Origin of the sequence: Bartonella sp. AD13SXNS (assembly GCF_042196465.1) — a bacterium.
Taxonomy (GTDB): Bacteria; Pseudomonadota; Alphaproteobacteria; order Rhizobiales; family Rhizobiaceae; genus Bartonella.
The window spans coordinates 42,677-69,632 of record NZ_JBHIQI010000001.1; the positions used below are offsets into that span (position 1 = coordinate 42,677).

22 protein-coding genes and 1 pseudogene are annotated in these 26,956 nt (G+C 38.3%); 9 read left to right on the forward strand and 14 right to left on the reverse strand.

From position 1 onward, the window contains the following. Positions 1-28 precede the first annotated feature (28 nt). The 3 genes and pseudogenes from fabB to ACFIMQ_RS00145 all read left to right on the forward strand — a co-directional run. Positions 29-1,249, forward strand: coding sequence for a beta-ketoacyl-ACP synthase I (gene fabB / locus ACFIMQ_RS00135; RefSeq protein WP_375703147.1), 1,221 nt, complete (start codon positions 29-31; stop codon positions 1,247-1,249). 47 nt (positions 1,250-1,296) lie between these two features. Continuing rightward, positions 1,297-2,115: an enoyl-ACP reductase FabI gene (fabI, locus tag ACFIMQ_RS00140; protein ID WP_375615572.1), complete on the forward strand. Its 819-nt coding sequence runs from the start codon at positions 1,297-1,299 to the stop codon at positions 2,113-2,115. A gap of 656 nt (positions 2,116-2,771) precedes the next feature. Then, positions 2,772-3,065, forward strand: a pseudogene (locus tag ACFIMQ_RS00145) (integrase arm-type DNA-binding domain-containing protein); the annotation flags it as partial. 1,048 nt (positions 3,066-4,113) lie between these two features. Here ACFIMQ_RS00145 and gpsA read toward each other — a convergent pair. The 11 genes from gpsA to acnA form a co-directional block, all read right to left on the reverse strand. Next, positions 4,114-5,121, reverse strand: coding sequence for an NAD(P)H-dependent glycerol-3-phosphate dehydrogenase (gene gpsA / locus ACFIMQ_RS00150; RefSeq protein WP_375615574.1), 1,008 nt, complete (start codon positions 5,119-5,121; stop codon positions 4,114-4,116). Positions 5,122-5,522: 401 nt separating this feature from the next. Beyond that, positions 5,523-6,311 (reverse strand): cytochrome o ubiquinol oxidase subunit IV, encoded by a 789-nt coding sequence (gene cyoD / locus ACFIMQ_RS00155; RefSeq protein WP_375703148.1) that lies wholly within the window; start codon positions 6,309-6,311, stop codon positions 5,523-5,525. Then, complete coding sequence (locus tag ACFIMQ_RS00160) at positions 6,311-6,979, reverse strand: cytochrome (ubi)quinol oxidase subunit III (RefSeq protein ID WP_375615576.1); 669 nt, start codon at positions 6,977-6,979, stop codon at positions 6,311-6,313. Before ACFIMQ_RS00160 ends, cyoD begins: the two co-directional genes overlap by 1 nt. Continuing rightward, complete coding sequence (cyoB, locus tag ACFIMQ_RS00165; RefSeq protein ID WP_375607850.1) at positions 6,976-8,994, reverse strand: cytochrome o ubiquinol oxidase subunit I; 2,019 nt, start codon at positions 8,992-8,994, stop codon at positions 6,976-6,978. The genes ACFIMQ_RS00160 and cyoB overlap by 4 nt, the downstream gene beginning before the upstream one ends. Before the next feature lie 84 nt (positions 8,995-9,078). Further along, positions 9,079-10,050, reverse strand: a complete 972-nt coding sequence (gene cyoA / locus ACFIMQ_RS00170) for a ubiquinol oxidase subunit II (RefSeq protein WP_375615577.1) — start codon at positions 10,048-10,050, stop codon at positions 9,079-9,081. Between the two features lie 124 nt (positions 10,051-10,174). Further along, positions 10,175-10,621, reverse strand: coding sequence for a type II 3-dehydroquinate dehydratase (gene aroQ / locus ACFIMQ_RS00175; RefSeq protein ID WP_375615578.1), 447 nt, complete (start codon positions 10,619-10,621; stop codon positions 10,175-10,177). 62 nt (positions 10,622-10,683) lie between these two features. Further along, positions 10,684-11,817 carry a DNA replication/repair protein RecF gene (recF, locus tag ACFIMQ_RS00180; RefSeq protein WP_375615579.1) on the reverse strand — a complete coding sequence of 378 codons (1,134 nt, stop codon included), beginning with the start codon at positions 11,815-11,817 and terminating at the stop codon, positions 10,684-10,686. Positions 11,818-11,837: 20 nt separating this feature from the next. Continuing rightward, positions 11,838-12,959 (reverse strand): DNA polymerase III subunit beta, encoded by a 1,122-nt coding sequence (gene dnaN / locus ACFIMQ_RS00185; protein ID WP_375615580.1) that lies wholly within the window; start codon positions 12,957-12,959, stop codon positions 11,838-11,840. Positions 12,960-13,147: 188 nt separating this feature from the next. Next, positions 13,148-14,719, reverse strand: coding sequence for a chromosomal replication initiator protein DnaA (gene dnaA, locus ACFIMQ_RS00190; RefSeq protein WP_375615581.1), 1,572 nt, complete (start codon positions 14,717-14,719; stop codon positions 13,148-13,150). Positions 14,720-15,431: 712 nt separating this feature from the next. Then, a complete protein-coding gene (gene rpsT, locus ACFIMQ_RS00195; RefSeq protein WP_375615582.1) occupies positions 15,432-15,698 on the reverse strand; it encodes a 30S ribosomal protein S20 in 267 nt (88 codons plus the stop codon). 225 nt (positions 15,699-15,923) lie between these two features. After that, a complete protein-coding gene (gene acnA, locus ACFIMQ_RS00200) occupies positions 15,924-18,611 on the reverse strand; it encodes an aconitate hydratase AcnA (RefSeq protein ID WP_375615583.1) in 2,688 nt (895 codons plus the stop codon). Positions 18,612-18,907: 296 nt separating this feature from the next. Between acnA and ccmA the strand changes: the two genes are divergently transcribed. The 5 genes from ccmA to ACFIMQ_RS00225 are packed head-to-tail and all read left to right on the forward strand — an operon-like array spanning position 18,908 to position 21,829. Continuing rightward, a complete protein-coding gene (ccmA, locus tag ACFIMQ_RS00205; RefSeq protein ID WP_375703149.1) occupies positions 18,908-19,519 on the forward strand; it encodes a heme ABC exporter ATP-binding protein CcmA in 612 nt (203 codons plus the stop codon). A gap of 11 nt (positions 19,520-19,530) precedes the next feature. Then, entirely contained in the window at positions 19,531-20,196 is a 666-nt protein-coding gene (ccmB, locus tag ACFIMQ_RS00210; RefSeq protein ID WP_375615585.1) for a heme exporter protein CcmB, read from the forward strand. 46 nt (positions 20,197-20,242) lie between these two features. Further along, positions 20,243-21,022, forward strand: a complete 780-nt coding sequence (locus tag ACFIMQ_RS00215) for a heme ABC transporter permease (RefSeq protein WP_375703150.1) — start codon at positions 20,243-20,245, stop codon at positions 21,020-21,022. Further along, complete coding sequence (locus ACFIMQ_RS00220) at positions 21,010-21,234, forward strand: hypothetical protein (RefSeq protein WP_375703151.1); 225 nt, start codon at positions 21,010-21,012, stop codon at positions 21,232-21,234. Before ACFIMQ_RS00215 ends, ACFIMQ_RS00220 begins: the two co-directional genes overlap by 13 nt. Before the next feature lies 1 nt (position 21,235). After that, positions 21,236-21,829: a DsbE family thiol:disulfide interchange protein gene (locus ACFIMQ_RS00225; RefSeq protein WP_375703152.1), complete on the forward strand. Its 594-nt coding sequence runs from the start codon at positions 21,236-21,238 to the stop codon at positions 21,827-21,829. A gap of 907 nt (positions 21,830-22,736) precedes the next feature. On the opposite strand, the gene ACFIMQ_RS00230 is transcribed toward ACFIMQ_RS00225, so the two are convergent. From ACFIMQ_RS00230 to ACFIMQ_RS00240, 3 genes are read right to left on the reverse strand one after another with little or no spacing between them, the layout of a single operon-like run. Beyond that, on the reverse strand, positions 22,737-23,738 hold the full coding sequence (locus tag ACFIMQ_RS00230) for an Hsp33 family molecular chaperone (protein ID WP_375703153.1): 1,002 nt from the start codon (positions 23,736-23,738) through the stop codon (positions 22,737-22,739). 34 nt (positions 23,739-23,772) lie between these two features. Then, complete coding sequence (argF, locus tag ACFIMQ_RS00235) at positions 23,773-24,708, reverse strand: ornithine carbamoyltransferase (RefSeq protein ID WP_375703154.1); 936 nt, start codon at positions 24,706-24,708, stop codon at positions 23,773-23,775. Then, the gene (locus tag ACFIMQ_RS00240; RefSeq protein WP_375615751.1) at positions 24,705-25,919 is read right to left on the reverse strand and encodes an aspartate aminotransferase family protein; all 1,215 of its coding nucleotides are present in this window, start codon (positions 25,917-25,919) and stop codon (positions 24,705-24,707) included. Before ACFIMQ_RS00240 ends, argF begins: the two co-directional genes overlap by 4 nt. A gap of 485 nt (positions 25,920-26,404) precedes the next feature. Here ACFIMQ_RS00240 and ACFIMQ_RS00245 point away from each other — a divergent pair, with 485 nt between their 5' ends. Continuing rightward, complete coding sequence (locus tag ACFIMQ_RS00245; protein ID WP_375703155.1) at positions 26,405-26,941, forward strand: GcrA family cell cycle regulator; 537 nt, start codon at positions 26,405-26,407, stop codon at positions 26,939-26,941. Positions 26,942-26,956 lie beyond the last annotated feature (15 nt).

A 26,956-nucleotide genomic window follows, 5' to 3' on the forward strand; every position in this document is an offset into this window, starting at 1 on the left:
CTATTCTGTATGGAACAAGGAGGTATAAATGCGTCGAGTTGTTGTAACCGGAATGGGAATTGTCTCCGCGATTGGAAATGGACCTCAAGCTGTTTTAACCAGTTTACGTGAAGCAAAATCCGGAATTTCTTACGCACCTCAATATGCCGAATTAGGCTTTCGTAGCAGAGTTTACGGAAAACCCGATATTAATATAGAAGAGCTCGTAGATCGACGTGCTCTCCGTTTTCATGGACGTGGAACAGCGTGGAATCACATCGCTATGGATCAAGCAATCTTAGATGCTGGTCTAGAGCCTCATGAAGTATCAAACGAACACACGGGTATTATTATGGGTTCTGGAGGTTCTTCAACTCAATCAATCGTAGAAGCTGCTGACATTACACGTCAAAAAGGTCCCAAACGTGTTGGACCTTTTGTTGTCCCTAAAGCGATGAGTTCTACAGCATCTGCAACACTGGCAACTTTCTTTAAAATAAAAGGGGTAAACTATTCAATCTCTTCAGCTTGTGCTACTTCCAATCATTGTATTGGTAATGCTTATGAAATGATCCAATATGGTAAACAGAAGCGCGTCTTTGCCGGTGGCTGCGAAGATTTGGATTGGACACTCTCTGTTTTATTCGATGCGATGGGCGCTATGTCTAGCAGATATAATGACATCCCTCAAAAAGCTTCGCGTGCTTATGATGTCAATCGTGATGGTTTTGTCATTGCTGGAGGAGCTGGCGTTTTGGTCCTTGAAGATCTAGAACTTGCTAAAGCACGTGGTGCAAAAATCTATGGAGAAATCATTGGATATGGAGCTACATCCGATGGACATGATATGGTCGCCCCATCAGGAGAGGGAGCAGAACGGTGCATGCGCATGGCCCTTGCAACTGTTAATAATAAAATTGATTACATTAATCCCCATGCAACAGCAACCCCTGTTGGTGATCCTCCTGAAATAGAAGCTATCCGCCGTATCTTTGGAGAGGGTGATCAATGTCCCCCCATTTCCGCTACCAAATCTCTAACAGGACATTCCTTGGGAGCAGCAGGTGTTCACGAAGCAATCTATACATTGTTAATGATGAATCATAATTTTATTTGTGAAAGTGCCCATATTGAAGAACTTGATCCAGCTTTTGCTGATATGCCAATCGTTCGTGAACGACGTGATCATCAACAATTGAATACCGTATTGTCAAATACTTTTGGCTTTGGCGGTACCAATGCAACGCTAGTTTTCCAACGCTATGTATAAACGAAAGTGCTTAGTAATTGAAAAAGTACGGTCTTACGGAGAATAATATGAAAGGTTTGATGGAGGGCAAACGCGGCCTTATTATGGGAATTGCGAATGACCATTCAATTGCTTGGGGTATTGCCTGTCAACTCGCACAAGCAGGAGCTGAATTAGCATTAACTTATCAAGGAGATGCTTTCGGAAAACGTGTTCAGCCCCTAGCCGATAAACTTGGCTGCAAATTAGTGCTAGAGTGCGATGTTGAAAAAATTGAAGACGTTGACTACGTCTTTGAGCAACTTGAAAAAGAATGGAAAACTATTGATTTTATTGTCCATGCCATTGGTTTTTCAGATAAAACTCAGCTAAAAGGGCGTTACGTTGATGTTACAACACGTGAAAACTTTCAACGCACGATGGTGATTTCAGCTTATTCCTTTACTGAAATTGCCCAGCGTGCGGGTAAACTTATGCCCAATGGAGGAACACTTCTAACCCTTACCTATGGTGCTTCACAGCAAGTTGTCCCTAATTATAACATCATGGGCGTTGCTAAGGCTGCTTTAGAAGCTATGGTACGTTATTTAGCAGCGGACTTTGGTCCTCAAAATATCCGCGTCAATGCAATTTCAGCTGGTCCTGTTAGAACCTTAGCAGGTAATGGTATTGCAGCTGCACGGGCAATATTTTCACATCAACGCCGTAATGCCCCATTACGTCGTACCGTGAATATTCATGAAATTGGAAAATCTGCTCTTTATCTACTCTCTGATTTATCATCAGGCGTTACAGGTGAAATCCATTATGTTGATTCAGGCTATAACATCATGTCTATGCCAATACTTGAAGAACTGAAAAAAAGTGACGATGCCCAAGAAGGATAAAAATCATCACATTAAAAAAATAAAATTAATCATACGCATAGTACTTTAATCGCATATTGAGTACTTCTTCTGCATTATAATAGTGTATTAACTCATAAAAATATGACGTAAAAAACGTATGTAGATGTTTGTAAGAGTCAGTAAACACAAAACAAAGTGTATGACGCCCGTTGTTTTGTAAATTATTTTATAAAAACCGGAATACTTCTTCAGTCCATTTTAGTTAAATTTTGTGTTTTGTGACGTTATTTACCTTACTAAAGCCGTTTTTACTGTTGCCTGTAGATCAATATCCACCTCTCATGCCGACATAGTTTGAGACAGAAATTAGGACTATTAAAACCCTTAGCTTTTATATATTAGATTAAAGAAAATATTGCCTATCGTTTGATTTATCCTTGATAAGGTAAATACAATCTAATTTAGGAAGAATATGAAGGCATAAAGAAATCAATCATTAATTTTATCATCCTTCATTGACAATATATTGATTTATAATAATAATAATTTTCTGTTTTGTATGTTGAATGATAGACCTGAATGTTATAAGACACTCTTATTTCAAACCTGTTTATCTTGAATCAATAAAACCCATTCCCTTGCACGTCAAAAGCGGGGCTGGCGTGTAGGTAAAAACTGTACAAGAAAAGACTAAACTGGCTCTTATGAACCATCTTTAAGTTCTAAGGCGGTCGCAACATTGGGGGATGACAAATATAATGATGGTGCCGAATTGCTTCTCCATAAGCGTAAAGATGGGAGTGCTCAATGGATTTACCGTTAATACCCAGTGTCATCGTGAAATAGGTTTGGGTACCTTGAGAAACGTTTCTTTAAAACAAGCCCGTTAATGTGTAACTCTATAGTGCTCTGTTCTTCGCGAAGGACGTGACCCTATTAAAGAACACAATAAACAAAAACGTGAGGCAATGCGTAATCTCCATTCTTTAATGAGATTTTACGGTTTTTAAAAGCATCTACATCAATATTTTTTTAATAATGGCGATTACGCCTTACATCACACTCTTGTTTTGCACGTTCTTTAATAGAAGGCATAACTAATGCATCAGGTAAAGTAAAACACCCTAAAATACTATTTCTGTTGCTCATTCATCTACTTTTTTAAAAAGGCATCTCTCAATGCATGCAATTCCATTTCACAACGATATCCATGAATATATAATTAAAATCTCTGTGAAGTATACAACAGCCTTTTGACACCATAATCTTGACGTTTATGCGGATAATAAAGCCAACACCATCATTTTACTTGCCAAATCCTCATGTTGTAATATCCCTTGACATTTGAGATAATTCATTAGAAGTATTTTTATTCCTTTTTTAAATAACTTTTATTCACACGCCACCCCATTTGTAACAAGTAAATGATTTTGATTAATTCAATATAAAAATACAATAAATTATGAATGTAGATTAACCTCTTATCTTTGTAATCACATCATTTTTTAGTTTAAATGATAACCATAAATACAATAACATTCTTTCAATTTCAGACTTTTACATTTAGAATTAAAAAAAACGTCTCTTGCATATACAATGTAGAATTGACATGTGGGAAAAGAAAAAGCGTAAATATCATTACTAAAACATCTCAAACACCAAAAGTAGTAGATAATATTGTATAATAGTAATGATATTTCTAGCCTATACCTACCATAAATATGCTCCTTCTTTCCAATGCATCTCTTCTATTATTCTGTTTGCAAATATCATTGCGAGATAAGTTTAAAATAAAAATATCTCTTTAATTAACCTTACATCAACATGTGTAAGTAGAAACAATAATTTATTTTCAAAGAAATGACTTAGACAAAAGCCAAAACTTTTATATTTCAACCATATTTTATAAAGAATCGAATTATATGAATCTGTCAATTTTCCGCAATATGATTGCAGTCATCAATACAATCTATTTTATATTTCTATCATAGCATATTTCTATTTTTTATGATTGGAATTATTTAGAAACACCGGATATCAATATATTTCGTCCTTGAGAGTGCGGCTTAGTAATGCATTAGCCGCTTCAGTTATGTTTTTACCACAATAGAGAATTTGATAAATTTGTTCTACAATAGGCATTTCTACCCCAATACGCTGCGCCAACGTATGTACTTCCTTGGTATTTAAGTATCCTTCCACAACCTGACCAATTTGTTTTTCTGCTTCTTTTATATCTATTCCTTTACCAAGAAGTATTCCAAAACGGCGATTACGCGACTGATTATCAGTACATGTCAAAACCAAATCACCTAAGCCTGTCATTCCCATAAATGTGGAAAGCTCAGCACCCATAGCTTCCCCTAAACGACTGATTTCAGTTAGTCCTCGTGTGATGAGAGCTATTCGTGCATTTGCCCCAAATCCCATGCCATCTGATATTCCTGCACCAATAGCAATAACATTTTTAACTGCTCCCCCTAATTGAACGCCAATCATATCTGAGCTTTTATAAACTCTAAAATTTTTATCACAATGAAAAAGTTGCTGCAATTCTTTACCAAACACAACATCAGAAGCTGCTATCGTCATTGCAGTAGGCCAACCAATAGCCAATTCTTTAGCAAAAGTGGGTCCAGAAAAAATAGCTAAAGGAATTTTTTCCCCTAAAATCTCACGAGCAACTTCTTGTAAGAAACGTCCTGTACCATGTTCTAACCCCTTCGTTGCCCAAATAACACGTGAATGCTGATCCAAATAAGGCTGAATATTATACAAAACTTGATGAAAGACATGGCTTGGAACAGCAATTAATGTATTGTGACTTGCTGTTATCGCAGTTTCAAGTGAAGTTTCAAGTAATAAATTTTCAGGAAATCGTATATCGGGTAAATATGCCTGATTACAACGTTGTTCCTGTAATTCTGTGATATGTTGAGAATTATATCCCCAAAGTAAAACACTATGGCCATTACGAGCAAGAGCAATTGCTAATGCAGTACCAAAAGAACCAGCACCAATAACGGTCATTGCAACGGTTTTCATTAAGTTTTCTGATTATTCTCTAAATTTTTGATTTCAATCGCATATTATTATTACCAATAACTTCAATGCTATCTCTAATATAAATCCTGTAAATCTAAAAATGTTACTTTTTAGTAGCTTTCTCTAACATACCATAAAACTTGTTTCTCAAACCCTCTTTATTTGTACTTAATCATACAAATATAATTTTTGTATATTCTACAATAGCTATTTGTCTCAAAAATCAAAGCTTGACTAAATATTCCATGGACTTTCTCATTTAAAATAAAAGCATATTCAAAATCATGGTACTCATTCAACCAATATCTTGTACTTAGCCCTCTTTATATCCTACAAATTCCTGCGATGACATCTGTAAGAGCTGATACATGCCGCATCAGCTCCACAGATATTTCTAACAACTACTCTACAGGAAACTGCGTACTTGGTACTTGCTCCATAGGCACCTCTGAGCCAGGAACTTGATCTACAGGAGAATGCGTACTTGGTACATGCTCCATTGGCACCTCTGAGCCAGGAATCTGATCTACAGGAGAATGCGTACTTGGTACCTGCTCCATTGGCACCTCTGAGCCAGGAACTTGATCTACAGGAGAATGCGTACTTGGTACATGCTCCATTGGCACCTCTGAGCCAGGAACTTGATCTACAGGAGAATGCGTACTTGGTACATGCTCAATAGGCACCTCTGAGCCAAGAATTTGATCTACAGGAGATTGCGTACTTGGTACCCGCTCCATGGAAACCTCTGAACCCAATATTTTTTCTGGTTGTTTGCTTACGGATACATCTTTGTTTGATAACGGCTCAGATACTGAAGAACCATCTCTACTTGATACTTCCGGTTCAATAACACGTCCTGAGCCACCCATCATATTATAATTCAAATGAGAAATAGCCCACCATGTACCCCCAATAATAATAAAAACGCAAATAGCAGCAAACCATAACGCACTTAAATTCCACTTGGCATCTGGACCAGAACTCAAGTGTAAAAAGAAAACAATTTGTACTACAATCTGAATAATCGCCATCCCAATAAGATATGCAACTTTTGTACTGACTGCCCAACTTTCCATCATTCCACACATCACAGGAATAAAAGAACCCAAAGTGAAAAATACAGCCAGAATAAAACCGACCAAATAGGAACCAGTACTGGGACCATGTGTTTCATTTTGCATGCTCATCACAACGCTCCTAATAGATAAACCATGGTGAAAACACCAACCCATACAATATCAAGTAAATGCCAAAAAATGGAAAGGCACGCTAAACGTGTTTTATTATCCTGATCCAAGCCATTACGACGAAGATGACAAAACATCACGACCATCCAAAGAAGACCAACACTCACGTGAAGACCATGGGTGCCAACCAAAGCAAAAAATGCGGACCAATAAGCAGAAAGTATCTCCCGTCCGAAAAGCTGTAAACCTGTTGCAGAATCAATACCAGCATAAGCATTTGGATCATAATAAAATACTTCACTCAAAAGTTCATGAAATTCATAAAGTTCCATGCCAATAAAGCAACACCCCAATACAAAGGTAATAGCCATCCATAAACGCACACCACTGATGTTATTTTTATGAGCTTGTACCATTGCAAAGCCATAAGTAACGGATGAAAACAATAAAAAAGCCGTCTCAACCAAAACAAATTTTAAATCAATAAATTCATTACCCGCCTTACCACCACCATAAGAAGCAGAAAAAACAGCAAAACTTGAAAAAAGTGTCGAAAATAGGATCAAATCTGAAAGAATATAGACCCAAAAACCAAACGTCATTACCGAGCTATTATCATGGTGATGTTCATCCACGGTACTCGCATTATTCATTGTTACTGCACTCATACTGTCACTCCTTGTTCTTTAAGAACAGCTGTAAAGGCATCTTCAGTTTTTTGTACTTCTTCAGCTGGAATATAATAACCATGATGATCACCTGTTAATGAATGACACACAAGCGTTGCAATAAAACCAATCAGTCCAACAGCAGCAAGCCACCAAATATGCCAAACAAGTGCAAAACCAACAACTAATAAGAAGAATCCCGCAATAATTCCAGCCGATGTATTCGACGGCATATGAATTTTTGTGAATCCACTTGTCGGGCGTTGATAACCACTTTTCTTCATATTCCAATAAGCATCATCAGACTGTATCTTTGGAAGGAGGGCAAAATTGTAGGCAGGAGGCGGTGAAGAGGTAAACCATTCAAGTGTACGTGCATCACCCCAAGAATCATTCAACGTTACCGGTAGGTGACCTTTATGCTTAATACCGTACCAAATCGCCAAAACAACCTGTAACACAAAACAAAGGATACCAAGCAAGATAATAAAAGCACCTAGAGCAGCAATAATAAACATCGGCTGCCAACTAGGTTCCATGTAATGCTGGAGACGACGTGTTGCACCCATTAAACCAAGCGCATAAACAGGGAAAAACGCAAGGTAAAAACCAATAAACCAACACCAGAAAGATGCAATACCTAATATGCGATTTGGTTTATAACCAAAAGCTTTTGGAAACCAAAAAGCAAGCCCTGCTAAATAAGCGAAAACCACACCTCCAATAATTGTATGATGGAAATGCGCTATCAAAAAGAGCGAATTATGAAACTGCCAATCTGCAGGAACAATAGATAATAAAACACCAGTTAACCCACCACCAACAAACGTAAAGATCATTCCCATGCACCAAAGCATTGGAGGCTCAAAGCGAATCCGACCTTTATACATCGTGAGCAGCCAATTAAAGACTTTTACACCTGTTGGAACTGCGATGATCATCGTAGCAATACTAAAGAAGGTATTTACAGCTTCACCACCACCCATTGTAAAGAAATGATGTCCCCAAACAAGAAGCGAAAGAATCAAAATAACCACCATAGCCCATATCATGGAAGTATAACCAAAGAGGCGTTTTGAAGAAAAAGTTGAGACAACTTCAGACACAATGCCAAAAGCAGGAACAACCAAAACATACACTTCAGGGTGACCAAAAACCCAAACATAATTAATCCACACCATTGGATTTCCACCACCAACGTTAGTAAAGAAATTCATGTTCAAATAACGATCACATGCCAAGAGCGCAAAAGCAACAGTTAAGACAGGATAAATAACTACAATAAGAACATTGCTGACAAAAGCGCTCCAACAAAAAATAGGCATTTTCATCATTGTCATTCCAGGAGCACGCATTTTAATCATCGTTGCAATAAAATTCACTGATCCCATTGTTGTTGCAATACCAGAAAGCTGAAGAGACCATAAATAATAATCTACCCCTGTATCTGGACTCGTTTGTAATTCTGTAAAAGGTGGATACATCAACCAACCACCACGACCAAAATTACCAACACCTAGGGATATATTAATCAAAATCGCCCCAGCTGCCGTAATCCAAAAACCCAGATTATTTGCAAAGGGAAAAGCAACATCACGCGCACCAATTTGAAGCGGTATCAGATAATTAAAAAGACCAAATAAAATAGGCGTAGCCATGAAAAAAATCATGATCGTACCATGCGCCGAAAAAATTTGATCAAAATGCTCAGGAGGTAAATAACCTGCTGTTTCACTCCCAAGAGCTAAAGCTTGATGCGTTCGCATCATAAGTGCATCCGCAAAACCGCGAACAAGCATAATAATTCCAAGAACTATATACATTATGCCTATGCGCTTATGGTCAACAGTTGTAATCCAATTTCGCCATAAAATTCCCCACCACCCAAGCGCTGTCAGAGCAACGACAGCAATTAAACCAACCAAAACAATCGCAATACATGTATACAAAACGATTGGTTCATGTGCAAGCGCATGAAAAGCACCTGCCGTAGGATCTGTAAGTCTTCCAAACATTTCTCAACCCATTTCAAATGAAATTTAAGTTTAAAAGAAACCTTATATTAAAAATATTAAAAGGGCTCTTTCTCTATTGACCCTTTAAATAACATCAGGATCAAATACTGAACACAGTGCACCCCATAGCGTCTGAGCAGCAGCACGTTTCATTAAATCTTCATTACACACCGTATTTTCATCGACACATCGATTAACAACACGATAGTAAAGCCGCTTCTCAACAGGTGCAAAATAACGAACTTCAGCATCTTTTTCCTTCGCAGCAATATCACCCATACGAGGCGCAATAGAAAGTTGACGATAAGATGTACGATCAAGTACTCGACCATTAGCCCGAGCTTTTACAATCCAATCCTCAAAATCCTGCGAAGACACAGAATGCCACTTAAACCGCATACCCGAAAAACCATCACCACTGTAATTTGCTGAGGTCCCTTTGAATACCCCTTGTTCTTCAGCAACCAAATGCAACTTAGCATTCATCTGCGGCATAGCATAAAGAACCGTACCCAATTTGGGAACCCAAAAGGCATTGACAGAATTCTCTGACGTCAATTGCAATAAAACTTGACGTCCTTCAGGCGCGTAAATTTCATTAATCGATGCAACACCATATTCAGGATAAATAAAAAGCCATTTCCAATCAAGAGCTACAGCATCAATCTGCAATGGCTTTCCTTCACCCACCACCTCTACTGGAAGGGGATTTGTAGGCTCAAGCTTATAGGTATAATAAGTTGTTAATGAACCTAAAACCATTATGATTACAACGGGAATACTCCACATCAACGCTTCAATTTTATTTGAATGCGCCCAATCAGGAGAATAGTCCGCTTTCACATTCGATGCACGATATTTTATAGCTAAAAATACCACACTCACCATTACTGGAATGACAACGCAAAGCATAACAGCCACACAAACAACAATCAAAATTAACTGTTGACGTGCAACATAACCTGATGGCTGTATAACATCAATTTTACAACCAGACAAAAGCAGTGCTCCCCCTAAAATCACAAGCATCTCTAATTGTCTAACAAAGCTTTTCATCTTCATTTACCCCCGTCATACGCACTAAAAATTGTCATAATATAACACCTTAATATTGTACAGATTTGAAAATAATTATCAAGTGAATTCAATGCCAATACTACTCTTATCCAACGTTTGCTCTTTACCGATTACAACTTAATTGTTTTGCAATATATTCAAGTGCAAACCGATATCCATCACCTCCACACCCAGCTATGATAGCGTCTACACCTGCAGATGTATAAGAATGGTGGCGAAAAGCTTCACGCTGATAAATATGAGATAAATGAACTTCTACTTTCGTCCCTGAAAACATTTTTAGTGCATCAAGAAGTGCAATCGATGTGTGACTGTAAGCAGCTGGGTTGATAATCAATCCAGAACTTACCCCTATTGCTTCTTGTATCCATTCTACTAACTGACCTTCACAGTTACTTTGATAAAAATTTATTATAACATCAGCTTTTTTTGCCCATTCTCTGCAAAATTTCTCAATATCTTCTAGAGTTTCAGTTCCATAAATTCCTGGCTCACGTTGACCCAAAAAGTTTAAATTAGGACCATTTAAAATCGTTATCGTTACAGACATAGCAAGCCTTTTCTTTCAGAGTCATCACTTATTAGAAAAATATTTAGCATGTTTTTTATTTTTTACAGCAATAAAGCTCCATTCTTAATCTCAAAAAATTCTGCGCGTCCTTTTAAGGCATCAAATAAAACACGATCTGTTCCTGTCATGAATGTTTGCACAGCTAAATCATCAAGAATATCAAATAAAGCAGCACGTCGATGCAAATCAAGATGAGCAGCCATTTCATCAAGAAGAAGAATGGGAGCCCTTTCCGACATCATACCTGTTAGACGTGCATGACATAAAACTAAACCTGTCAGCAGCGCTTTTTGTTCACCTGTTGAACAAGATGTTGCTGCTATATTCTTATCAGCATAAAAAACCTGCAAATCTGCGCGATGTGGTCCTTCTAATGTTCGCCCAGCAGCACGATCCATTGCGCGATTACGCTGCAACTGATCACAAAATCGCTCTTCAACTTCAGTTGCTGATATTTCACTAAGAGCTGTTTCTAAAAAACCATCAATTTGCAAAAAAGCTCGTGGAAAAGGTATATGAGACGGCATTTGTGTAAACATGTCATTTAAAAGCCGAATAACATCAACACGCGCCGCAGAAATAGCTGTCGCCAATTCTGCCATCTGTTTTTCTAAAGCATCAAACCAAGCACAATCTTCATTTCCATCCAAAAATAAGCGATTACGTGCACGCATAACTCTATCATAATCGGCTATGCGGCGCCTATGCAAGGGATCAATCGCTAAAACCATACGATCCAAAAAACTACGGCGCTCAAGTGAAGGACCTGTAAAAAGACCATCCATAGACGGTGTTAGGACACTAATATGACAATAATCTGTTAGACAATCATTCGACTCATTCACACCATTAATATGGACCTTTCGACTGTTATCGCTAACCTCCAAAGCTGTACCAATCTTTACTTCACCATAAAGAGCACATTCAAGACGTGCAAATACAACGAATCCTTCACCTCCGCCCTCTACAAAGCTAACATCAGAATAAGCAGCACGTCGCAAACCACGACCAGGAGAAAGAAAAGATAACGCCTCTAAAAGATTCGTCTTACCAGCGCCGTTATGGCCAGTAAAAACCACATGCTGACCCGAAAAATGAATATTAAAAAAAGAATAATTGCGATAACGTAAAAGCTTCAGCTGCCTCACTGCCACTTTGTGCACACAACTCGCCATGCATTGCAAAACAATTGCCCCTAAACGCGAATAGGCATCAGCACATAGAGCACATCTGCATCATCATTATCACGAATCAGAGCCGGTGCTCCAGCCTCAGCCAACATAAAAACCATCTCATCGCTTGAAAGCTGCCCAGCGATATCCAAAAGATAACGTGAATTAAACCCTATCTCAAGCGGTTCAGATGTGTAAGTTACTGATAATTGATCTTCTGCACTGCCCGAATCAGGACTATTAACGATAAGCTTTAACTGTCCATGCTCAATCGTTAACTTGACTGCACGCCCCCGATCACTTGAAATCGTTGAAACACGATCAACTGCAGAAGAAAAACCCTGCCTATTAACAATTAATTCTTTATCATTTCCAAGAGGGATAACGCGCTGATAATCTGGAAATGTTCCATCAATTAACTTTGATGTAAAAATAACAGAACCCACAGAAAAACGAATCTTTGTCTCTGAAAGCTCTATACATACATCACCATCATTTTCTTCTGAAAGAAGTTTCTGCAACTCTCCTACAGTTTTACGGGGAACAATAACACCGGGCATTCCCTCAACTCCTGAAGGAGCCTCCATCTCAACTTGTGCCAAACGATGACCATCCGTTGCAACCAAACGCAGTTTCAAAACACCATCATTAACAACATGGAAGTAAATACCATTAAGATAATAACGGGTTTCTTCAGTAGAAATAGCAAATTGCGTACAATCAAGTAAACGTCTTAACCCTGATGCCGATAGAGAAAAGCGATAACCAAACTGCCCAGGAAGTGACTCTGGAAAATCTACCTTCGGAAGACATTGAAGCTGAAAATGTGCACAACCCGAAACAACAGACATTGTACTTGCTTGATTCTCATCAACGGATAATACAACTTCACTGCCATCACTCAGCTTCCGAATAATATCATAAAGCAAATGTGCTGGAACAGTTATTGCTCCAGCTTGTTCAACATTTACCGTAAAAGATTCTGTAACCTCTAAATCAAGATCTGTTGCCTTTAACTGCACACGACCATTTTCTGCATCAATCAGCACATTCGATAAAATAGGAACAGTATTACGGCGCTCTACCACACGATGAACACGACCTAGAGACTTGAGAAATTGACTGCGATCAACTGTAATGCGCATAAAAGCCTCGTATGATTTACCAAAAACTATAAGAATTCTTTAGAATTAAAACAACAGATCCTCTTTAAAGAATCGCCTAATAGAGTTTATTAAACCTCTCTTAAAATGACAAGCCACTACTGCATAAGAAAAAACAAATCCTTTTATTAAATCCTTTAAAGTTTCTCTAAAGAAAGAAACGATAAACATTATACAGCCTGTTCTCCAATCAACCGCTTAAGCAATTCAAGTTCCTTGGCTAAGGTCTGATCACCACAAACCAAATCCTCAATTTTACGCACAGCGTGTAAAACTGTTGTATGATCACGCCCACCAAAACGGCGTCCAATTTCTGGCAACGAACGGGGAGTTAATACTTTTGCTAAATACATCGCAACTTGCCGTGGCTTCACAACCGTACGTGTTCGGCGATTAGACAACAAGTCCTGTTTAGAAACATTATAATGGCGCGCTACCGTACGCTGAATTTCTTCAATCCGAATTCGCTTAGGTTCTCCAGGACGTGTCAAGTGACCTAATAACTCATCAATCCGTTCTAAAGATAAATTAGACTCAAAAGATTGACGAAATAACAACTGATTAAATGCCCCTTCAATATCACGTCCCGACCCTAAAACCGTTTTCGCAATATATTCCAAGATATCATCAGAGATTGATATCATGCCATCATCTTGTTGTGCCACCTTTAACCGCTGGCGCAACATTTGTAAACGCATTTCATAATCTGGTGCTTCAATTTCAAGTGCGACCCCTCCTTGAAGACGAGATCGAACGCGAAGATCAAGCGATTCTAATTCCGCCGGTGGGCGATCTGCAGCGACAACAACTTGTTTTGCACTATCAAGCAACATATTAAGCAAATGGCAAAACTCATGTTGTATCGACTTACCCTGCAAAAACTGCATATCATCAATAATCAAAAGGTCGATATCGCGAAGCTGTTCTTTAAAAGAAAGAGCATCATTATCACGAATAGCTGTCGCAAAACGCCACATAAAGTATTCAGCAGTTAAATAAATAACACGTGCAGATGTTAAACGCTTCAATGCAGAAGCCGCAATCGCTTGAAGCAAATGTGTTTTTCCCAAACCAACAGATGCATGAATAAAAAGAGGATTAAAACGTAAAGCGCTTTTATGCCCCTCCGCAATTGAACGTGCAGCCGCTAAAGCAACACGATTAGAAGCCCCCTCAACAAAACTTTCAAAAGTATAGCGAGAATCAAGTGGAGATCCAAAAACCCCAGTCTGAGAACTCTTGACTGAATGCTCTGCACAACTCTCAACAAAAGATGAAGCTGCCTGCTCCTGCAGCACAACAGAAGGTGCACTTGTTTTACAAATGACTTCTCTTGAAACACGTTCCATACCGCGAACAATGACTTCAACACGAAGAATCGCCGAATTCTCTTGTTTCCATAAATGAGTCAAAAGAGAACCATAGTGATTATTAATCCATGAACGCAAAAAAGCAGTAGGAACAGAAAGCTTTACAAGAGTATGACTATATTCAGCAAGCTTTACACGACCAAACCAACTGGTATAAGCCTCAACACCAACCTGCACCTTTAATTGTGCCATAACACGGACAAAAGCCGCCGCACCTTCCTCCTCTGAAACAAGAGAGGGCGCTATAGAAGCATTTTTACAAACAGTCCCCTCCCCACCCATCATCCTATTCTTTATTATATTCTCTGCCGGCAGAATGTTCACCGAAACCCTTTTAAAGGAACTAGCTTTAGAGTTCAATTTATCCACCATCTTTCATCCTGATAAAAATAAAATTCTGTCCTGCCAAACAGCTAAAATAAATCTAGCGAAGGCAAAACGCCCTACCCCCAATAAGATTCCTCATCCTCCCCTAGGGTAGCCTCATTACAACCCCATTAACAAAGATGACCAATAAGATTTACTTGCACTCACTGATATGATCCACCCTTTTAAAATGGTAAACATACCAATCATGAAAACTAAAAAACCATCAGAAAACCTATCCAACACAAAAGCTTCGAAAAGCCTAAACCAAAGCATCTTGTATCCAACAAAATACAGGATAATGCGCTGATATGACCCCTTCATGCTTTTTAGTCCTCATAGAAACCATACAAAACAGCAGAGGTAAAATGCAAGAGGTCAAAATACAATCAAAAGCCCCCAAAAAATGCTTTTAAAATGCTTACATCAATGAGGAATGAGAAAAATAATTGATTCAACTCATTTTTTTTCTGAATTTATTAACAATTAAAGAATCTCTTCAGATTAAAAAAAAAAAAAATAAAATGCTTGACAAAAAAGACTCTGTAAAAATCCACAAAGCTTGTGGATAACCTTACTCCCTCTATAAACTTTCTCTCCTTTTTAAAGAAGAGAATCGTTGTCGATTCTTATTTTCAATGGAAGCTTTTTGAAACAAAAAACAAAAAGCCAGTATCCTTACGGATACTGGCTTGTTTCCCAATAAAAAAGAAAAAGCTTAAACGCTGAAAGCCTTCAAACGTTTAGCTAAACGCGATACTTTCCGTGCAGCAGCATTTTTATGAAAAACCCCTTTAGAAACCGCACGCATAATTTCAGGCTCAAAATTCTTAAATGCAATTTCTGCACACGCCTTATCGCCACCAGCTAAAGCATCATCAAACTTACGCATAAAAGTACGAACGCGTGAACGGCGGGCCCTATTAACCTGTGTGCGTGCTGCAACCTTGCGCACCGCTTTTCGAGCAGAAGGTGTATTCGCCATAAATATAATCTCTCTTTCAATACCTTGATAAAATGAGTCTCAATAACAACTCTACTAACAAAAGCAAAACTATAAAGCTGTTTATAACTGTATGGCTTATAGCGCAATCTCAAAGCCAACGTCAATTAAATTTTCAAAGATAGAGATAAAAAACGAAGCCAAAATCTTTGATCTGCAACTTTATAGTTCTATAGTTTAAAGACACTCCTCAACAAACAAAGGTATTTAAACGGCTAACTTACGCAAGACATATTGCAAAATTCCACCATGATGTAAATAATCTAGCTCATCTTCAGTATCAACGCGGCATAACAATGGAACAGTTTTTACCGTACCATCAGAAAAAGTAATTATCGCTACTGTCTTTTGACGAGGTTTCAAATTATGAATCCCTTCAATTGTCACCTTTTCATCTCCCTTTAAGCCTAAAGATTTCCAACTTAGCCCCTCCTCAAAGACAAAAGGGACAATGCCCATACCAACAAGATTAGAGCGATGAATCCTTTCAAAAGACTGCACAATCACTGCTTTTATACCAAGAAGATTGGTCCCTTTGGCTGCCCAATCACGTGATGATCCATTCCCATATTCAATACCAGCCAAAACAACAAGCGGAACACCTTCTTGTTTATACGCCATTGCTGCATCGTAAATGGTTTGTTCTACCGCTGACGGATAATGAACCGTATACCCTCCTTCTCGACCATTTTCTCCTAGCATGAAATTACGAATGCGAATATTGGCAAAGGTCCCACGAACCATAACTTCATGATTCCCACGACGTGTTCCATACTGATTAAAATCCGCCACTTTAACACCATGATCCATTAAATACTTTCCTGCAGGAGAAGCTGCCTTAATGGAACCTGCAGGAGAAATATGATCTGTCGTGATTTTATCACCAAATAAACCTAAAATCCGTGCATCCTTAATATCTGGCAAGGCATTAGGAGTTTTCTGCATATCATCAAAATAAGGTGGATTGCGTACATAGGTAGATTGTTCATCCCAAGAATAGGTAGACCCCGTAGGGATCTGAACTTTTTGCCAATTTTCATCTCCCTTAAAGACATCTGCATATTTTTCAGCAAAAACCTTACGCGTCACATTTTCTTCAATAAAGGCCTGTATTTCTTGAGATGTTGGCCAAATATCTCTCAAGTAAATCGGTTGACCATCTGAATCTTCACCAAGAGGCTCCTTGGTTAAATCTTTACACACCGTCCCAATGAGCGCATGTGCAACAACTAACGGTGGTGAAGCTAAATAATTGGCTTGCACATCAGGGGAAACACGCCCTTCAAAATTACGATTTCCTGAAAGAACTGCAGCTGCAATGACACCATTGTCATTTATCGTTTTGGAAATAGCTGGATGTAAAGGACCAGAATTCCCAATACATGTCGTGCACCCAAACCCTACTAAGTTAAATCCTAACGCATCTAAATCTTTTTGTAGACCCGAATTTTGAAGGTAAGCTTCAACGACTTGTGACCCAGGTGCAAGAGAAGTTTTTACCCATGGTTTACTCTTGAGACCTTTTGCTACAGCATTTCGTGCCAAAAGACCTGCTGCAATAAGAACACTTGGATTCGATGTATTCGTACAAGAAGTAATCGCAGCAATCACCACATCACCGTGACTCAGTGTATATTCTTCACCCTCAACCTGATAGCGCTCATCTTGTCCAGACGTTTTTTTATAGTCTTCGACCAATGCTTTCTCAAAACCCTGCCCAACACTTTCCAATGCAATACGCCCTTCAGGACGTTTAGGACCAGCCATAGAAGGGACAACGGTTTCCATATCTAATTCAATTGTGTCACTAAAAATGGGATTAGCCCCCATTTCGTCATGCCACATCCCTTGTGCTTTGGAATAAGCCTCCACTAAGGCAATCCGATTTTCATCACGCCCTGTCATATTGAGATAACGCACTGTCTCCTTATCAATTGGGAAAAAACCACACGTTGCTCCATATTCAGGTGCCATATTTCCAATCGTAGCCCGATCAGCAAGCGTCATATGCTCCAAACCAGGACCAAAAAACTCAACAAATTTACCAACAACACCCTTTTGGCGTAACACTTGGGTCACCGTCAACACGAGATCGGTGGCGGTTACACCTTCTTTAAGTTTCCCTGTTAGACGAAAACCAATCACTTCAGGTAACAACATAGAAACAGGTTGGCCTAACATTGCCGCTTCTGCTTCAATACCACCAACACCCCAACCTAAAACACCTAAACCATTCACCATAGTCGTATGCGAATCGGTTCCCACACAGGTGTCAGGATAAATCGTCTCACAGCCCTCTTCATTCTTCATCCATACACATTGTGCTAAATATTCTAAGTTAACCTGATGACAAATCCCTGTTCCTGGAGGAACAACGCGAAAATTTTGAAAGGCTTGTTGCCCCCATTTAAGGAAACGATAGCGTTCACCATTGCGTTCATATTCATGCTCAACGTTTTCCTTAAAAGCCATGGAATTGCCAAAAGCATCAACAATAACTGAGTGATCTATGACGAGATCAACAGGGATGAGAGGATTGATTTTTTCAGCGTTACCGCCAAGTTTGACCATAGCATCACGCATTGCAGAAAGATCAACAACCGCGGGAACACCTGTAAAATCCTGCATAAGGACACGTGCAGGACGGTAGGCAATTTCTGCCCCAGCGCTCCCTTTGTCGCTTAACCACTTAGCAACATTGAGGATATCCTCTTTTTTAACCGTGCGACCATCTTCAAATCGCAATAAATTTTCGAGAATAACTTTCATCGAAAACGGCAACCGAGAAATACCTTCAAGTCCATTCTTCTCTGCTTCGATTAAGCTATAATAAGTATATTCTTTGCCACCAACATTTAACGTTCTGCGACAATTAAAGCTATCAATTTGAGTCATGACTGTCCACCCTCATACTAAAAACCACCCAATTTCTAGGAATGAACAACACAAACTACGAGTCAAGGTCGCAGCTTGAGCGCAGACGCAATACCTCCGCTATCCATTTCCCCCTCCACATTCTCATAGGCAAATGCGGAAATCAGCGCTGAAAACCATTCTACACCAGATATTGATGTAAGGCATTCCTTATAGAACTATTTCTAGAACTATTCTAGGTACAATTGCATAAAAAACGTGTTTTTTATTCTATAATGCAATAAAAATATGAAAATAAAAGCAAAATAGGCAATCACATGGTATTATCAGGCAAAAACTTAGCTGCTTACAGAAACGAGGAAATTCTATTTAAAGGTCTTTCTTTTTGTTTATTTCCACAGCAACTTATGACAATCAGTGGACCAAATGGTATCGGAAAATCAACATTACTCCGAATCATTGTTGGTCTTCTTGAAGCTGCTGAAGGCCATATAATACTTAAAGATCATGAACAAATATACCCTGTTGCAACTGCGTGTCATTATCTTGGTCCTCAAAATGCTATGAAACCTCTCTTATCTGTCATTGATAATTTGCAATTTTGGGCAGAATTTTACGGTCAACACTTACGCTTTGTGCATGAAGCACTTGCCGATATTGGTCTTTCTGATCTTGAACATTTACCCTTTAACACTCTGTCAACTGGACAACAAAGACGCGTAGCTATTGCCCGCCTTTTACTCTCCTATCGTCCTCTTTGGATTTTGGATGAACCAATATCTGGTCTCGATAACCATGCTCAAAAACTCCTTGCCCGTATTTTCCAACGTCATCTAAATCAAGGTGGTATGATTATTGCCGCAACTCATAATTCTCTAGGTATTCCAGAAAACCATAAAATCGCTCTGGAAAAATTTTTACCTCTCTAGGAAAGAATAAAATGAAAGCATTATTCTGGCGTGATCTTAAACTATTATTAGCGCCACAAGCCTCTTCACTAACAGGACTATTATTTTTCATCGCTGTTGTTGTCATAGCCCCCTTTGCCATTGGACCAGACCTCAAAATTCTTGCACAAATAGGACCAGGTATATTGTGGTTTGGAGCCCTTCTCGCAGGACTCCTTAATCTGAACAAACTGTTCCAAATTGATCGTGATGATGGCAATCTCGACCAATTTATCCTTTCAGGACAAAGACAAAGTTTTACACTGATTGTTTTTACTAAATGCCTTGCCCATTGGGTAGGAACAATGCTTCCGCTCATTTTTGCTACGCCTATTTTAGCCATCATACTCCATTTAGATGTCACGCTAACTTTTACAACAATACTTACCCTTTTATGCGGAACACCAGCCATTATTTTTATTGGCGCTATAGGAGCAGCATTGGCAACCTCATTGTTGCAAAGTACCCTTCTTATTTTCATCATTATCTTGCCGTGGATCATTCCAATTATGATTTTTGGTGTTTCCGCTGCTACAGCCCCAATAAACCCAAATACCTCTTTTCTTACATCCCTAGCTCTTCTCAGCGCTTTTTCACTTCTTTTGAGTCTCTTTAGCTCTTTTGTTGCTGCGATAACGCTTAAACTTTTATCAGAATAATAAAAGATGATTGCCGCATAGCAAAACTCTGCCTATTATGGATTTTATGAATAAACTATCTCGTACATATAAAATCAGGTCACTCCCTGCAAGTTTCACCCTTTTCATGAAAATAAGCAGTATCGTCTTACCTTGGTTAGCCGGCATAACATTGTGTTTCCTTATCTTAGGGCTTATTCTAGTGATGCATTCCCCTGATGACTATCAACAAGGCATTACTGTTAAGATTATGTACCTTCATGTACCCTTTGCGTGGTTGTCTACATTCTGCTATGTAACAATGAGTGCAGCGGCATTAGGAAATCTGATCTGGAAATATCATCTTGCTGACGTGGCACTTAAATGTGGAGCGCCTATTGGGGCAATTTTGACCGCCTTGGCTCTCATGACAGGAGCACTTTGGGGGAGACCTACATGGGGAACATGGTGGGTCTGGGATGCTCGGTTAACATCAGTTTTAATTCTGCTTTTTATCTATCTTGCTATTATCCTGCTTGGACGAGCTTTCGACAATCAAATAAAAGCCGCGCGTGCTACTGCAATTCTTACACTTGTTGGATTTGTTAATATCCCTATTATTAAATTTTCTGTTAATTGGTGGAATACATTGCATCAACCAGCATCATTGTTACGCGCTGGAGGACCAACAATCGACAATGCTATGTTATGGCCCCTTATAACAATGCTCTTTTGTTTCATCTTTATGTTTATTACGCTCTATTTGATGGCTATGCGAAATGAAATCAATCATCGTTATATCCAAATACTTCAGATGAAAAAATCCCGTCGTGCACAACAACAGGACTCTTCATCATGCTCGACCTAAATGGCATCCAAAGCGGACTTTTAGGAAATCTATCTTTGAAAATTGATTTTTTCCTTGGAACCCTTAAACACGAGCAAATTGTTATTTTAAGCTATATGCTCTCTGCAATATCCCTCTTCTTTCTTATTGGATATATTCTTTGCAAAGCCCTCTACCAAAAAAAAATTCTCCAACAGCTAAACAACAAAGAGCTGCCACAAAAAGAAAAATAGAATGAAAAATACCACTCCAAAATTTAAAAAAAATATATCTTTGCCTGTTTTGTTTGTTCTTTTTGGACCATTTGTGCTTTTTCTTCTGCTCATAGTGTTTTTTTTCAATTTTATGGATAAAAAATACCCTCAAGATCCAGCTCTTCTCCCAAACGCATTGGCTAAAAAGCCTGCCCCCAATATTTATCTTCCTCTCCTTGATCAAGCAAGTTATCTCAATTCAAAACAGTTTAAAGGACGTGTCACATTGATCAATTTTTGGAGTTCTTGGTGTTTACCCTGTCGCGAAGAGCATCCTCTTCTTATGCAAATTGCACAAGATAAACGTTTTGATCTAATTGGCATTAATTATAAGGATAACAAAGCAAACGCCCTGCGCTTTTTAAACAGTTTTGGTAATCCTTTTAAATTTATTGGCTTTGATGATTCAGGATATACAGCTATTGACTGGGGAGTGTATGGACCACCAGAAACTTTTCTCTTGAATAAAGAGAGCATTATTATTGCCAAACATGTTGGTCCCTTAACATGGCAAATTTATCAAAAAAAAATTCTTCCTAAAATTGAACAAGCGATCATGCCAGAAGATGAATAATGCAAGTTTGTAAAAACATAACGTTTTATCATGCTATGTATGCTATTTTATTTATACGGCCACTTATTCTTCTTAGAAAAATTTGACAAGAGTATTATCATTGTTGATTCAAAAACATGTGTAAAGAAATATCTGTAGAGCAAACCTCCAAAATATGACAAAAATTTAAGTAGTTTTCATTTTTCTTTAGCGATTAAATATCTGTTTGGGAGCTTTATTTTTGATTATTTGGACAAAACAATATTGCTATAGAACCATCATTAGCTTAGTGACAGCAACCGACTATTGTTTTCAAAATTATATAGTGTTTTTTCTCCGCTTTTTATCTGAAATACACATTATTATGAGGAGACTTCACCACTATTCTCATCTTTATAAAATAATAAATCTGCTCTTTTGCAGCGTCATTGTTATATTTATTCCCATTACACTATCTGTTCGTAATAGACTCCATAAAATCTATATTGAATCTATACATTCTTATTCTCTCGATAATTTCCCTTATGATTATAACTAATAAGCTTTATTGAGTCTTAATAAGATAAATTCGAGTAAGAAAATATGACTACAATCAAAAAGTCTCATTTAACAGAGAAGATAAGTTATGAGTAGATAATCAATCTATCAATGAACATTATAAAAGAATTCATTGTAAGAAATAAACTTTTGAGATGTAAAAAGTACAAAAGAAGCTTTTTCGAGAGGAGAAAGTATATTTTACAGAGAACTCTTTTTTAAGCACTCTATGATGTAAATACTGATTGTCAAAGAAAGATCATTAGCATACATCGAAAAAAGCTAAGTAAAGAAATATTCTAGAAGTTCATATGAGCTTATGCGCAAACTTTTATGACGCAAATAAAATAGGCTTTTATTGCAATCATCATTTTTTATGAAAAATATTTGATTATGTTTTTTCTTCCAAAAATTCTTGCGGTGTAAAACGATACGTTTTTGAGCAAAATTCACATGTAACTGAAATATAGTTATCTTTAACCATTTTATTGCGTTCATCAATAGGAAAACCTTCTAGGACTCCTTTAATTTTTTCGCATGAACAAGAACATTGATCGACAAGAGAAAAAGAATTAAAAACTCTAACACCTTGTTCATGAAAAAGACGAAACAATAACTGTTTACTACCCACTTGGGGATCTGTTAATTCTGCGCTTTCAATCGTTTTCATGAGTATTTTAGTTTCTTGCCATTGGTTATCCAATTGGGTGTTGGTTTTCTTTTCTTCTCGCTTTTGATGAGGAGCATCTATTTTATGATGAGACGATTCTTGGGGTAAAAGTTGGGTCAAAATACCTCCAGCTCGCCAGCTTTTCTGCGGTTTTCCTTGTTGGTCACGATTAATTAATATGGCAACAGCCAAACGAATATCGGTAGGAATTTGCTCTGATTGATCAAAATAAATACGAGAAGCTTCTTGTAAACTTGATCCCTCTAATGCAACTATCCCTTGATAGGGTTGCATGTGGGGACCTTGATCAATCGTAAAAGCTAAAGTGCCTTTTCCTAAAAGTGTTTCTGAAGAGATTTGACCATTGTCTATGGCTTGTTTAAGCTGTTCTTTATCAAAACGAGCGTATCCGCGTAAACTGGATGGAGGCGAAAAATCGCATACCAACATATTAACTGGTCCATCGGAATGGGTTTGTAAAATAAATTTTCCCATAAGCTTTAGAGAAGTTCCAAGCAGAACCGTTAAAAGTAAAGCTTCTGCCAAAAGATAAGAAACCGGTTCAGGGTATTGATGTCTTGTGAGAATAGAATTTAAAGTTTCCCCAAGTTGCACGGCACGTCCACGGATATCAAGTTCTTCAACTTGAAAAGGAATAACACTATCATCTTCATCTAAGTAGATGTTGTTGAAAGAGGCTTCATCTCTAGCTTGTTCACTCATGGCTTTGCCTTTTATATAATTTGTTGTAGGGAGGCTATTGTGGAGAGAAAAACGCATCTTGTAAACACCAAGAAAGAATTGCTTTTTGAACATGAAGACGATTTTCAGCCTCATCAAAAACGACAGAGTGCGGTCCATCAATCACAGTATCGACAACTTCTTTACCACGGTGAGCAGGAAGACAATGCATAAAAAGAGCGTCAGATTTTGCTAATTTCATGAGCGCTTCATTAACTTGATAAGGCTGAAAAATAGAATGACTGCGAGCACGAAATTCTTGTCCCATAGAGACCCATGTATCGGTCATAATACAATCAGCATCTTGAGCCGCTTCTTGGGGATTATGGGTTAGCGTAAGACACGCTCCTCGTTCACGTGCCCAATCTATAAATTTTTCCTGTGGTTCATTGCCCTTTGGAGTAGCAATACGCAAATGAAAATCAAAAAGAGCTGCGGCTTCAATTAAGGAATGGAGCACATTATTACCATCTCCCATCCATGCAAATATTTTACCCGTAATAGGCCCTCGATGTTCTTCATAGGTTAAGATATCTGCTAGAATTTGACAAGGATGTGTATCATCTGTAAGAGCATTAATGACAGGAATTTGTGCATATTGTGCTAATTCGAGCATACGTTGATGTTTTGTTGTTCGCAATATCACAATATCTACAAAACGGGATAAAACGCGTGCTGTGTCAGCTATGGTTTCACTATGACCAAGCTGCATCTCTGAGCCCGTAAGCATAATTGTGTCTCCCCCAAGCTGGCGCATACTAATATCGAATGAAATACGAGTTCGTGTGGATGGTTTTTCAAAAATCATCGCGAGCGTTTTACCTATAAAAGGTTTTGAACCTTTTCCTGCTTTAAAAGATGCTTTAAGGCTTTTTGCATAATCAATTAATGCACGTGCCATTGCCGGCGTTAAAATGGATAAATCCGTGAAATGACGAAGAGCATTTGTCATGTGTGTGATATTTGTCTGTCCTTATTTATTTTCGAAAGATAAGCTATTGCTTTTTCAATACGACGCAAACTTTCATCTATTTCTTCTTCCTTGATAATAAGAGGAGGCAATAAGCGCACAACGTTATTGTTGGCAGCAACACTTAAGAGATATTCACTTTCCAAAGCATTAACAACAAGATTTGAAGGCACAACACACTGAACGCCCATCATAAGCCCCATCCCCTGAACTGCGCAGATAATATCAGGATAGATATTGAGAATGTGCAAAAGTCCATTTTTTAATTTATCCCCCATACGCTGAACATGGTTGAGAAAACTTGGCTCTAACAAAATATCAAGAATACTATTTCCTACAGCCATTCCAAGCAAATTGCCTCCAAAGGTTGATCCATGGGTCCCAGGTGTCATACTTTTTGCAACTTTATCCGTTGCAAGGCAAGCGCCTAATGGAAATCCACCTCCTAGTCCTTTTGCAAGGGTAAGAATATCAGGCGTGACATCACTCCATTCATAGGCAAAAAGTTTTCCTGTTCGTCCCATGCCTGTTTGAACTTCATCCAAAATCAACAACAGACCATTATCATCGCATATTTTGCGCAAAAATCTTAAATATTCATGAGGGACCGTTCGTATTCCTCCTTCTCCTTGAATAGGTTCAATAAGAATAGCGGCGGTATTTTTATTAATAACGTTACGCAAAGCGATTTCATCACAAAAAGGGACTTGAATAAATCCACCAGCTTTAGGTCCAAAGCCTTCAAGATATTTTTCATGCCCAGTCGCAGCAAGTGCTGCAAGTGTACGTCCATGAAATGCCCCTTCAAAAGTAATTATTTCAATGCGTGTTGAATGACCAGCGGCATAGTAATAATGACGCGCTGTTTTAAATGCGCATTCTAATGCTTCAGTGCCTGAATTGCAGAAAAAAACCTTATCTGCAAAACTATTTGCACAAAGCCGCGTAGCAAGAGCTGCTTGTTCAGGAGATTGAAAAAGATTGGAAACATGCCAAAGCTTTTCAGCTTGTATTTTGAGTGTATCAACCAATTTTGGATGTGAATACCCTAATGCATTAACAGCAATGCCAGATGTGAAATCAAGATAATGTTCTCCTTTATCGGAAATAAGCCATACACCATGCCCTTGTTCAAAATGCAAATTTCGTCGTGCGAAGCATTCATAAAGTGGTTGTACAGAGATGGTGTCCATCATAATTTCCTTTATATTTTAACCTTTTCAATATATATACAAAGCAACACTACAAATAAAACAACATGGTACATTTCGTTACGGTGCTTTCAACTTTCATTGCGATTAATGATTACACCTATGGAATAGATCATTACACCAATTGAAAAAAAGTCAATGAAGGTTCTATAAATAAGCGTTTTGGAAAAAAACCTAAACAAAAGTGAAAGCTTAACCTATGATTGATTGGCAAGTTGGGGAAAACATTCTAAATAAACTCTTCAAAAGGCAAAGACTCTTGTCATAAAGTGAGTGCATATTGTAATTTATGATATAGTGAAAAGAATGATGTGTTTTGATTTGTGAGTTCCATAGGTTGGATGATTTTTTTATGCTCGTTTAGAGTGTAAAGTTCTTTCATTCAGTGCAATGAAAACATTATTGAAACATTTGAAGATGCAAAGGGGGAGAGCATCTTAGTGACGTAATCGGAATGGAGTGCTGGTATGGGTTGGACATGTGAACGCGTTGAGCTTCTTAAAAAGCTTTGGAGTGAAGGGTTAAGTGCAAGTCAAATTGCTGCTCAATTAGGTGGGGTCAGCAGAAATGCAGTCATCGGCAAAGTACATCGATTAAAGTTACCAGGTCGTGGTAAGACAACACAAGGAAGCGCACGTTCGCAAAAAACTCCTGTGGGAAGCAGCAGCCCATCATCTCCACGTGTGCGTCGCAACACATCCACGGTATCGCCAATAAACACATCATCTGTAAGTATTGAAGAAACAGCTTTAAAGACAGAATTTGTAGTGGACGATGTAAAAGAAGTTGATATGTCTACAAAACCCAATGTAGTTGTCCCTATATCACGTCAACTTAATCTTCTACAATTGAGTGAAAATACATGTAGATGGCCAGTTGGTGATCCATTATCAGCAGATTTTCATTTTTGTGGTGCCGATTCTGATGAAAATAGTCCCTACTGTGCCTTTCATGCGAAGCTAGCATTTCAACCAATATCTGAAAGACGGCGAATAAGAGTATAATGCCCACAGTAGAAT

Excerpts from the sequence above, each read along its gene's own strand:
- fabB (WP_375703147.1), top strand. The coding sequence starts at position 29 with ATGCGTCGAGTTGTTGTAACCGGAATGGGAATTGTCTCCGCGATTGGA.
- fabI (WP_375615572.1), top strand. The coding sequence starts at position 1,297 with ATGAAAGGTTTGATGGAGGGCAAACGCGGCCTTATTATGGGAATTGCG.
- gpsA (WP_375615574.1), bottom strand. The coding sequence starts at position 5,121 with ATGAAAACCGTTGCAATGACCGTTATTGGTGCTGGTTCTTTTGGTACT.
- cyoD (WP_375703148.1), bottom strand. The coding sequence starts at position 6,311 with ATGAGCATGCAAAATGAAACACATGGTCCCAGTACTGGTTCCTATTTG.
- ACFIMQ_RS00160 (WP_375615576.1), bottom strand. The coding sequence starts at position 6,979 with ATGAGTGCAGTAACAATGAATAATGCGAGTACCGTGGATGAACATCAC.
- cyoB (WP_375607850.1), bottom strand. The coding sequence starts at position 8,994 with ATGTTTGGAAGACTTACAGATCCTACGGCAGGTGCTTTTCATGCGCTT.
- cyoA (WP_375615577.1), bottom strand. The coding sequence starts at position 10,050 with ATGAAAAGCTTTGTTAGACAATTAGAGATGCTTGTGATTTTAGGGGGA.
- aroQ (WP_375615578.1), bottom strand. The coding sequence starts at position 10,621 with ATGTCTGTAACGATAACGATTTTAAATGGTCCTAATTTAAACTTTTTG.
- recF (WP_375615579.1), bottom strand. The coding sequence starts at position 11,817 with ATGGCGAGTTGTGTGCACAAAGTGGCAGTGAGGCAGCTGAAGCTTTTA.
- dnaN (WP_375615580.1), bottom strand. The coding sequence starts at position 12,959 with ATGCGCATTACAGTTGATCGCAGTCAATTTCTCAAGTCTCTAGGTCGT.
- dnaA (WP_375615581.1), bottom strand. The coding sequence starts at position 14,719 with ATGGTGGATAAATTGAACTCTAAAGCTAGTTCCTTTAAAAGGGTTTCG.
- rpsT (WP_375615582.1), bottom strand. The coding sequence starts at position 15,698 with ATGGCGAATACACCTTCTGCTCGAAAAGCGGTGCGCAAGGTTGCAGCA.
- acnA (WP_375615583.1), bottom strand. The coding sequence starts at position 18,611 with ATGACTCAAATTGATAGCTTTAATTGTCGCAGAACGTTAAATGTTGGT.
- ccmA (WP_375703149.1), top strand. The coding sequence starts at position 18,908 with ATGGTATTATCAGGCAAAAACTTAGCTGCTTACAGAAACGAGGAAATT.
- ccmB (WP_375615585.1), top strand. The coding sequence starts at position 19,531 with ATGAAAGCATTATTCTGGCGTGATCTTAAACTATTATTAGCGCCACAA.
- ACFIMQ_RS00215 (WP_375703150.1), top strand. The coding sequence starts at position 20,243 with ATGAATAAACTATCTCGTACATATAAAATCAGGTCACTCCCTGCAAGT.
- ACFIMQ_RS00220 (WP_375703151.1), top strand. The coding sequence starts at position 21,010 with ATGCTCGACCTAAATGGCATCCAAAGCGGACTTTTAGGAAATCTATCT.
- ACFIMQ_RS00225 (WP_375703152.1), top strand. The coding sequence starts at position 21,236 with ATGAAAAATACCACTCCAAAATTTAAAAAAAATATATCTTTGCCTGTT.
- ACFIMQ_RS00230 (WP_375703153.1), bottom strand. The coding sequence starts at position 23,738 with ATGAGTGAACAAGCTAGAGATGAAGCCTCTTTCAACAACATCTACTTA.
- argF (WP_375703154.1), bottom strand. The coding sequence starts at position 24,708 with ATGACAAATGCTCTTCGTCATTTCACGGATTTATCCATTTTAACGCCG.
- ACFIMQ_RS00240 (WP_375615751.1), bottom strand. The coding sequence starts at position 25,919 with ATGGACACCATCTCTGTACAACCACTTTATGAATGCTTCGCACGACGA.
- ACFIMQ_RS00245 (WP_375703155.1), top strand. The coding sequence starts at position 26,405 with ATGGGTTGGACATGTGAACGCGTTGAGCTTCTTAAAAAGCTTTGGAGT.